This window comes from Dyella sp. (assembly GCF_035486915.1).
GTDB lineage: Bacteria > Pseudomonadota > Gammaproteobacteria > Xanthomonadales > Rhodanobacteraceae > Dyella_B.
Genome location: NZ_DATHMR010000071.1, coordinates 1 through 8,197, shown reverse-complemented (window position 1 = coordinate 8,197; position 8,197 = coordinate 1). Strand labels below are relative to the sequence as shown.

The window sequence follows — 8,197 nt, the reverse complement described above, 5'->3', positions numbered from 1 at the left end:
TGCGAAACCTCGTACAACTGCGATCGCCACAGCAATGCCGCACGCTGCAGACATGAAGTTCTGCACCGCCAGACCCATCATCTGGGTCAGGTAGCTCATCGTGGATTCGCCCGAGTACGCCTGCCAGTTCGTATTGGTGATGAAGCTGATCGCCGTGTTGATCGACGAATCCGGGCTGACAGCCGGGAAGTGCTCGGGGTTGAGCGGCAGCCACTGCTGCGCACGCTGCAACACGTAGATCATCACCATGCCGCACACATTGAAAATCAACATGGCGATGGCGTACTGCTTCCAACCCATGTCTTCATCGGCTTTGACGCCGCAGATGCGATAGATGAAACGCTCCACGCCGCCGCCCAGGCGCGTGATGCGATTGGGTTGATCGGCAAACACATGCGTCATGTAACTGCCCATCGGCTTGATGAGCAGCAGCAGGACAACCAGATACACGCCGATCTGGATGAAATCGTTGGCAGTCATTCGAACCACTCCGGTTTCAGCAGCGCCACGCACAAATAAACCGTCAAAGCCACCGCAATGACGGCGGCCAGTCCGTAGAAAAAGTTCATGGGATTCGCTCCGTTAAAGACTCGCGGCAACGCCGCGCGCGGTTAGCTTCGTGGACCCAGGCGGTCGCAAAGCAACAGAAAGCCCAGCGTGGCCGCAGCCAGCACAAAACCAAAAATGAGATAGATAGCGTCCATAGGAGCCTCGGTGCCACACAGCTGCGCATTGTGGAGATCGAGGCATAAGAAGCGGGTAGCGAAATCGGCACCCGGCGTATAGAACGCGTAAATTTTTTCGAACAGCAGGAACTTGGCCCGCTTGATGAGGCCGGCGGTGCTCCTCCCTTGCAAGGAGGGGCAAGCCATCTCGCGATGGCTAGGGCGAGCGACCTCCTCCCGGCCTCCCCCTACTTCGCAGGGGGTAAGCTCTTCAATGCACGGAAACGGCCCAGGCAATAAACGCCGCATTCACCGCTGTCAGCGTCAGCGCGACGAGAAACAACACATCCGCGCCACGTTCCAGCCGATGATTTCGCCGCAGGTTGCGGGTGCGCAACGCCCAGTACGACACCAGGCACGCCGCGAGATAAAGCATCGCGTTGATGGCCAGCAGATCATCGCCAAAGATATCCGGTCGGCGTAGCGAAATCACCACGCGGATGATGCCGATCACCGTCAGGCACACGCCGACCATGGCTGCCGATGCGGTAAAGATGTGTACGCAAATATCGTGGTGCAGACACGGTTCTTGTTTTTCTGCTGTGGCGTTCATGTCCTGATCGATATAGGTGGCGTCGATCAAAAATGGACCGGGCTTCCCAGCACAGGTTTCACAGCAAGAGCCTGCGTTTAACTGCGAGATGGATTCAGGAATCTGTGTTGGGATCGCCCAGCCAGCGATCCTCCAGCCAATGCGCAATTCGTGTCACCACTAGCGCGCTGGCAATACCGATGGTGACTTCGCCCAGTCGCGTGAGTGCAACGGTCCAGAAAGGACCAGCATGCGGGACCAGCATGACGATGGTGACCGTCGTTGCGCTCAATTTACCGGAGCTACCCACCTTGAAGCACCAGCACAGCACGATCGCTATCACCATTGTTATTGCGTAGGCCGTGTAGTTGTCCTTGGCCACGTAGGAGCCAATCAGCGCGACCGTTCCACCGATAGCTGCACCGATTACCTGATCGAGCGATGACTTACGCGTATCCATGTACGTTTGCTGCGTGACAGCGATCGCTGTGAGTGCGCCCCAGAATGCTTGTTCCGTATGCAGCAGCAAGCCAACGCCATAGCCCAGGCTGCCCGCAGCGAGTGCTTGCGCCGCCATCGAAAGGCCATCGACCAGGCGATGGCCCCACGGCAGACGCTTATATAAGTCGTCGAGCTGACGATGAAAAAAATCGAGCTGGCGACGGCTGTCGCGGAGATCTTGTTCGCTCATCGGCGCACCATCCTCAAAGCGGCGTGAGATTCGCGTAGGCAGCGACCAGCCACTTGCTGCCTTCGCCTTCGAAATTCACCTGCAAGCGTGTATGCGCGCCGCTGCCTTCGGCACTTACTACGACACCTTCGCCGAACTTTGGATGACTGACGCGTTGCCCCAGTTTCACCGGTAAATCGTCCTTCAGCGTCGGCGCGGGTTCGGCAAAGCGGCCGGCATAAAGTGGGCGGCTGACCTGCACGCGTGGCCGTACTTCATCGATCAGCGACGGCGGAACTTCGCTCAAAAAGCGCGAAGGACGCGCCAGCATTTCTGTGCCATGCATGCGACGCGATTCGGCATGTGTAATGACAAGGCGTTCGCGCGCGCGCGTGATGCCGACGTACGCAAGACGGCGTTCTTCTTCTAATCGACCTTCGTCTTCGACGGAACGCTGGCTTGGGAACAAACCTTCTTCGACGCCAACGAGGAAAACCAGCGGGAATTCGAGCCCTTTCGCCGAGTGCAGCGTCATCAGTTGCACGCAGTCGTCCCACGAATCGCCCTGGCCTTCACCGGCCTCAAGCGCGGCATGCGAAAGGAAGGCGGAGAGTTCGCTCAAGCCTGCTTCGATGTCATCCGGCGTCAATTCGAAGCGGGACGCGACGTTGACTAGTTCGTCCAGGTTTTCCACGCGCGATTCGGCGTTGCCGCGGCTGTCCTTTTCGTAAAACTCGCGCAGGCCCGATTGCACGATGGCGTGATCGATCTGTTCGGCCAGCGGCAATGCGTCGCTCCCCTCTCCCTTCGGGAGAGGGGTTGGGGGTGAGGGTTCGTTCGAGGCGAGTAAATCGGGACTTGCAACGTCGGGCGAGATCGTACTCTCACCCCAATCCCTCTCCCGGAGGGAGAGGGGCTTAAAGGCATGGGTCATCTCATCGATCATCGCAAGAAAGCCCTTCACAGCGTTCTTCGCGCGCCCTGCCAATTCCATACTGGAGGAAAGTTCGACGAGTGCCGCTTCCCACATCGAAATGCTGTCCTGTCGCGCACGTCGACGCAACACATCTAATGTTCGATCACCAATACCACGCGGTGGCGTATTCACCGCACGTTCGAACGCTGCATCGTCGTGACGATTCGCGGTAAGGCGAAGATAAGCAAGCGCATCCTTGATTTCCGCACGCTCGAAGAAGCGCAGACCGCCATACACGCGATACGGAACATTGTGCTGGATCAGCTGTTCTTCGAAGTTGCGCGATTGCGCATTAGAGCGATAGAGAATGGCGCAATCTTTCGCGGTGCCGTGTTCGGCAATGTATTCGCGAATACGCTCGATCACGAAGCGTGCTTCGTCCTGCTCGTTATAGGCCGCGTAGACAGCGATGCGTTCGCCTTCTTCGCCGGCTGTCCATAACTGTTTGCCGAGACGGCTGCCGTTGCGTTCGATCACGCTGTTGGCGGCTTTGAGAATGTTGGAGGTGGAGCGATAATTTTGTTCGAGCTTGATCGTTCGTGCGCCAGGAAAATCGCGCAGGAACTGCTGCACGTTTTCGACTTTCGCGCCACGCCAGCCATAAATCGCCTGATCGTCGTCGCCTACCACGAAGACCTGACCGGTTTGACCGGCAAGCACCCGAATCCACGCGTATTGCAACGAGTTGGTGTCTTGAAATTCGTCGATCAGAAGATAGCGCCAGCGTTGCTGGTAATGCTCAAGAATCGAAGGCTGTTTCAACCACAATTCGTGCGCACGTAGCAGCAATTCGGCAAAATCGACCAGACCTGCGCGACGACATGCATCTTCGTAAGCCTGATAGATCTGCACCAGCGTGCGCGTGACGGGATGTTGCCCGTGTTCGATGTTTTCCGGGCGTTTGCCTTCGTCCTTCCAGCTATTGATCTGCCAGGCCGCCTGACGCGGGGGAAAGCGTGCCTCATCCAGGCCGAGTCCGGCGACTACGCGCTTGACGAGTCGTTGCTGATCGTCCGCATCGAGAATCTGGAAGCTTTCGGGCAATCCGGCTTCACGCCAATGCCTGCGCAACAGACGATGCGCGATACCGTGGAAGGTACCGACGGTCAGTCCTTGCGTGCCGCCGGGAATGAGATGCTCAATGCGCGCACGCATTTCGCCGGCGGCCTTGTTTGTGAAAGTCACGGCAAGAATCGCCCACGGCGGCACATGCTCGACCTGATTGAGCCAGCCGATGCGATGAGTCAGCACGCGTGTCTTGCCGGAGCCTGCGCCCGCAAGAATCAGGTAGTGGCCCGGTGGCGCACAGACCGCTTCGCGTTGCGCGTCGTTGAGTGAGTCGATCAGGTGCGAGACATCCATCCCGGTATTGTAGCTGCCCATATGAAAACCGCCGCGAAGGCGGCGGTTTTTTCACCGGCAAGCATGCAATTCAGCGTTTGGACAACAGCCCGCCAAGCGCGAGCAAGCCACCTACCACAATGCCTGCGATGCCCAGCCATTCGGGAATGGCCTTGTCGTGCGTCGCGGTGGCCTTGAGCGAACCCAGCTGAAAGACGGTATCGGTCTGCGAGTAGCTGCCGTGACCGAATACAACCCAAAGGCCTGCGCCCAACAGCACGATTCCGATGACGATCAGGATGGTACGCATGATTGGCTCCTTGAGGGTGATCGCCCGATCATAAGCGGTGGCATGTCGTTGAGGAAGCTACGCGCGTACCTTCCTCAGCGAGGTTTCATGATGGCCTGCCACGCCGATCGATATCGCCGGGAAAAACGATCAGAAGACGAAACGAGCACCCATGGTCGGAGCAAGATTGTTGTCGTGGTAATACGGAACGCCGGGACCGTGCGGAATGGCGATGGCCAGACCGCCGCTCACGTCGGAATACGCAACGCCGGCATAAGCGTCGAAACGCTTGGTGAAGTGATGATCCACGTAGAGCGACACTTCGTTGAGGGTGCCCCCGCAGGAACTGCGGAATCCGGCAGCGACTGAACAAGTCGTCGGAATGCGGAAATCGTTCTGCAGCTCGTGATAGTAAGACACCGTGATGTCGGTCTTGCTGTCGAGCGCGTATTTCACGCCCGTCCACCAAACCTGCACAATCTTGGGCGCATCAAGATTGTTGTCTTCGACGCCGCTCAGGCGATAGCCGCCCTGCGCGGTGGCGCCCACGCCCAACGGGTTGTTGGGATTCATCTGCCGGATGTGCTCGTAGCCGACAAAGAACTTGAACGCGTCCCACGTATATTTGGCAGCGCCCATGATGGCGCTGTTGTTGGTCACGATGCCGTATTCGGTGTTGGCCGTCCCGATCAGATTTGCACCGGTGATGGGGTTGGTATTGATGCTGTTGACGGTCGACTGATACGGCTGCGTCGGACTCTCAGGCCCCAGCAATGGGTTGAGCACGCTGATCGCCTGGTCGACATGCTGGTAGACGATATCGGCCGAGAGCTTGTCGTAGGTGCCGCCGAAATCCAGTCCATAGGCTTGGTTATGCGGGCTTTCCGGCGTACAGGTGGCGGCTGTCCACGTGGAGGACGCCGAGTAGCAACCGCCCGAACCGTCGGTGAATTTATACATCGCACCGAAATGAACCGGGCCATAAGTGAGACGGTATTTCACGGCGTTGTCCCAACGCGTGTCCTGGGTGTCGCCGCCGCCGGCCATCAGGCCGTTATAGCCGATGAACGAAAAGGAGTAGGCGCCGCCGGCCGGATCGTACAAGAGCATCGCATCGGTACCGAGCGCGCGCTGACGACCGAAGGTGAGCGTGCCCAAATCCGCCGACGATATGCCGCCATAGATTTCGTCATTGAAAGCCTGTCCCGCGCGCGCGCCGTCGCCGGCGAACGAATAGTTCTGCCTTGCCCGGCCGTTGTTGATGGTATTGGTCGCTCCCAGATTGGCGATCTCGCCGGACTGCGGATTGATGCCGGTCGAAGCGTTGAACACCACATACCAGCCATCCGTTATCGCCTCCTTGGCCCGGATGCCCACACCCGTCTGCTGCAGGTTGTTCGGCGCAGCGAGGAAACGAGACCGATTGCCGTTGCGATTGACCAACGATTCGCCTTCATAGTTATGGCCGTTGGTCGGCATGCCGTGGCTGACCCAGCCCAAGCCGAGGTCATAGGCGCCATACAGGGTGATGCCATGCCAGGTCAGCGGGCAATCGGTGGCGAAGAAGTCTTGGGTGCTTGTGCACGCGGCAGGAGCGGGTGGGGCGGCCGGAGCCGGTTCGGCGGCTGGAACATTGGCGGTGCTGGACGAATCAGCCTGTGCGGTGATGCTGGCAGCCATCAACGCTACAGCCGTAGTGGCAACTAACCATCTCTTCAGCATGTGGAACTCTCCCCGTGAGTGCGTGGCGAAACGCAATCACCGTCTGCGTGGTTAGGGAAATGGATCAGGGTGAAGGCAACGCGGTGTTGATCACTTCAATCGTGGTGACGTTGCGTATCCAGCGTGCCGGCCGTTTGTCGCCGGGCACCACGATGCGGTAAGGCCCATCCTTGGCAATTGGATGGCCATCTTGCGTGTCGGCGAGAATCACTTGTTCGTTGCCGAGCATCGGATCGAGTTCGGCGAGGCTGAAAACGACCTGATAGTGATCGGGCGCAGTGATGCGCACGATCGTCGTCATGGCATGTCCACGAAGTTTTTCGCCGCTTGGTGCGCTTATTTTTTGCAGAATGCTTTGGAGCGCCACGCCTTGCCATTGACTCGGCGGTTCGTGATGCGCAGCTGCGGTGACGCTGACGCGCGGCATGGCGGCAAGTGCAGTGTGATCGAGCGTGATGGGTGCGTGGCCATCGGCGACCACGCGCACTACCTGCTGATCGGCGGCTGTCGTTTGTGCAGCAACGTTGATGGAAGAGAAGGCGAGGAGAGTGAGTAACAGCGCCATCCATCGGTGCATCATCGTGGCGTTGCCGCTACGAAGACGAGCGCCACGCAACGTAGTCTGCCGCGTGATGAGTGCACATCCGCCGTTGGTAAGCATGAGCTCGACCTATCCCCGCGCCTCGGGTCGAGGCGTAATAAAGTCGAGTATATGACGGTTTCCTGTGAAGGCCAGTGCAAGACCGATGGCTAGCGGGCTGTCCCCAGAATGACGCTGGATGCCTTGACGACGGCAACCACCGTCACACGGTCGGCCAAACCTAATGCCGACACGCTTTCCGTCGTCACGATGGACGTCATGACGCTGCCGCCGTTCAGGCGAATACGCACGTCTGCATTCACCGCACCCATCGTCACCTGAACCACGGTTCCCGGAAATTGATTGCGCGCGGAAAGACGCATGCCTTCATCCGGCAATGCGATCAATACCGACGACGACTTGATCAGCGCAATGGCTTCGCTGCCGATCTCAAGCCCAAGATCCTGCGTGCTTTCGCAGGTCAGGGTGGCAACGACATGTTCGCCACCGGGTAATTCAAGCTCGACGGTATCGTTCACGACGCCTTTGTGGATGTTCACCACACGACCGGCTAGCTGATTGCGCGCACTGGTTCGGAACATGAGGCTCCTTATCAGCTTGATGTCGGCGGCCGATTCATCGGCCAGCGTTTCGAATTGCTCGAAGAAGCGGCGATGCACATCTTCCAGTGCGGCGAAGGCTTCGATCAGGCGCTTTCCACGTTCGGTAAGTTGCGACCCGCCACCGCCTTTGCCACCGGTCACGCGTGTTACGAGAGGCTCGTCCGCCAAATTGTTCATGGCGTCGATGGCATCCCAGGCGCCTTTGTAACTCATTCCCACGGCGCGTGCGGCTGCAGTGATCGATCCGGTCTCGCCAATCTTGGTCAGCAAGGCGATGCGGTCGGCGCCGCCGAGCGCCCGATCGCCGGATTGAAGCGAAAGCACACCCTTCAGTTTGAACATGACTGCGCCAGCCTCGTGGTGTCGCCTTAGCGATAGGGAGTCTAGCGAAATGCGCCACGCCGCGAACACCTAAGCTCGTCATTCCCGCTTTCGGGAATGACGAGCAAAAAAGGTTCGCGACGAGGCGTCGGCTCTACAGCGACTAGCGTGCGAAGTCGTAGTAATCCACGCCCAGATCCTGGAACGCGTTTTCGTAGGTGCTGCCGGTGCGGGCGATGACGAACTGGTCGCGCGGCGGGCAATTCAGATCGACGTGTTTGCCGTCGTGCAGCGCTTCGTACTGCTGCTGCGACAGATCGGTCGACGCTTCAAGCGCCTTGCGGAAACCGATCTTGCTGGCGGCATCGCGCCAACCCGGCACCACGCGCAGCGGCACGGCTTCGGCAGCATCGCCGCT

At 58.9% G+C, this 8,197-nt stretch carries 11 protein-coding genes; all 11 read right to left on the bottom strand.

Translation table 11 applies throughout. The annotated features are described in order from the left end of the window. Positions 1-480, bottom strand: a 480-nt coding sequence (locus VK725_RS05790) for a potassium-transporting ATPase subunit KdpA (RefSeq protein ID WP_325317107.1), incomplete at its 3' end; no start/stop codon positions are given. After that, positions 477-569 (bottom strand): K(+)-transporting ATPase subunit F, encoded by a 93-nt coding sequence (kdpF, locus tag VK725_RS05785; protein WP_115496368.1) that lies wholly within the window; start codon positions 567-569, stop codon positions 477-479. The genes kdpF and VK725_RS05790, both read right to left, overlap by 4 nt. A gap of 42 nt (positions 570-611) precedes the next feature. Next, complete coding sequence (locus VK725_RS05780; protein WP_325317106.1) at positions 612-872, bottom strand: hypothetical protein; 261 nt, start codon at positions 870-872, stop codon at positions 612-614. Positions 873-936: 64 nt separating this feature from the next. After that, positions 937-1,278 carry a hypothetical protein gene (locus tag VK725_RS05775; protein WP_325317105.1) on the bottom strand — a complete coding sequence of 114 codons (342 nt, stop codon included), beginning with the start codon at positions 1,276-1,278 and terminating at the stop codon, positions 937-939. Positions 1,279-1,372: 94 nt separating this feature from the next. Then, positions 1,373-1,948, bottom strand: a complete 576-nt coding sequence (locus VK725_RS05770) for an FUSC family protein (RefSeq protein WP_325317104.1) — start codon at positions 1,946-1,948, stop codon at positions 1,373-1,375. A gap of 13 nt (positions 1,949-1,961) precedes the next feature. Further along, positions 1,962-4,265 (bottom strand): ATP-dependent DNA helicase, encoded by a 2,304-nt coding sequence (locus VK725_RS05765; protein WP_325317108.1) that lies wholly within the window; start codon positions 4,263-4,265, stop codon positions 1,962-1,964. A 70-nt stretch (positions 4,266-4,335) separates the two neighbouring features. Next, a complete protein-coding gene (locus tag VK725_RS05760; protein ID WP_325317103.1) occupies positions 4,336-4,554 on the bottom strand; it encodes a hypothetical protein in 219 nt (72 codons plus the stop codon). A 129-nt stretch (positions 4,555-4,683) separates the two neighbouring features. Then, positions 4,684-6,255, bottom strand: a complete 1,572-nt coding sequence (locus tag VK725_RS05755) for a porin (protein WP_325317102.1) — start codon at positions 6,253-6,255, stop codon at positions 4,684-4,686. Between the two features lie 64 nt (positions 6,256-6,319). Continuing rightward, a complete protein-coding gene (locus tag VK725_RS05750) occupies positions 6,320-6,916 on the bottom strand; it encodes a molybdopterin-dependent oxidoreductase (RefSeq protein WP_325317101.1) in 597 nt (198 codons plus the stop codon). Between the two features lie 89 nt (positions 6,917-7,005). After that, complete coding sequence (locus VK725_RS05745; protein ID WP_325317100.1) at positions 7,006-7,800, bottom strand: TOBE domain-containing protein; 795 nt, start codon at positions 7,798-7,800, stop codon at positions 7,006-7,008. A 142-nt stretch (positions 7,801-7,942) separates the two neighbouring features. Continuing rightward, a partial coding sequence (locus VK725_RS05740; RefSeq protein ID WP_325317099.1) for a hypothetical protein occupies positions 7,943-8,197 on the bottom strand: 255 nt, incomplete at its 5' end.

What these genes read in the sequence shown, in the direction of transcription:
- kdpF (WP_115496368.1), bottom strand. Translation starts at nt 569, where the DNA reads ATGAACTTTTTCTACGGACTGGCCGCCGTCATTGCGGTGGCTTTGACG.
- VK725_RS05780 (WP_325317106.1), bottom strand. Translation starts at nt 872, where the DNA reads ATGGCTTGCCCCTCCTTGCAAGGGAGGAGCACCGCCGGCCTCATCAAG.
- VK725_RS05775 (WP_325317105.1), bottom strand. Translation starts at nt 1,278, where the DNA reads ATGAACGCCACAGCAGAAAAACAAGAACCGTGTCTGCACCACGATATT.
- VK725_RS05770 (WP_325317104.1), bottom strand. Translation starts at nt 1,948, where the DNA reads ATGAGCGAACAAGATCTCCGCGACAGCCGTCGCCAGCTCGATTTTTTT.
- VK725_RS05765 (WP_325317108.1), bottom strand. Translation starts at nt 4,265, where the DNA reads ATGGATGTCTCGCACCTGATCGACTCACTCAACGACGCGCAACGCGAA.
- VK725_RS05760 (WP_325317103.1), bottom strand. Translation starts at nt 4,554, where the DNA reads ATGCGTACCATCCTGATCGTCATCGGAATCGTGCTGTTGGGCGCAGGC.
- VK725_RS05755 (WP_325317102.1), bottom strand. Translation starts at nt 6,255, where the DNA reads ATGCTGAAGAGATGGTTAGTTGCCACTACGGCTGTAGCGTTGATGGCT.
- VK725_RS05750 (WP_325317101.1), bottom strand. Translation starts at nt 6,916, where the DNA reads ATGCTTACCAACGGCGGATGTGCACTCATCACGCGGCAGACTACGTTG.
- VK725_RS05745 (WP_325317100.1), bottom strand. Translation starts at nt 7,800, where the DNA reads ATGTTCAAACTGAAGGGTGTGCTTTCGCTTCAATCCGGCGATCGGGCG.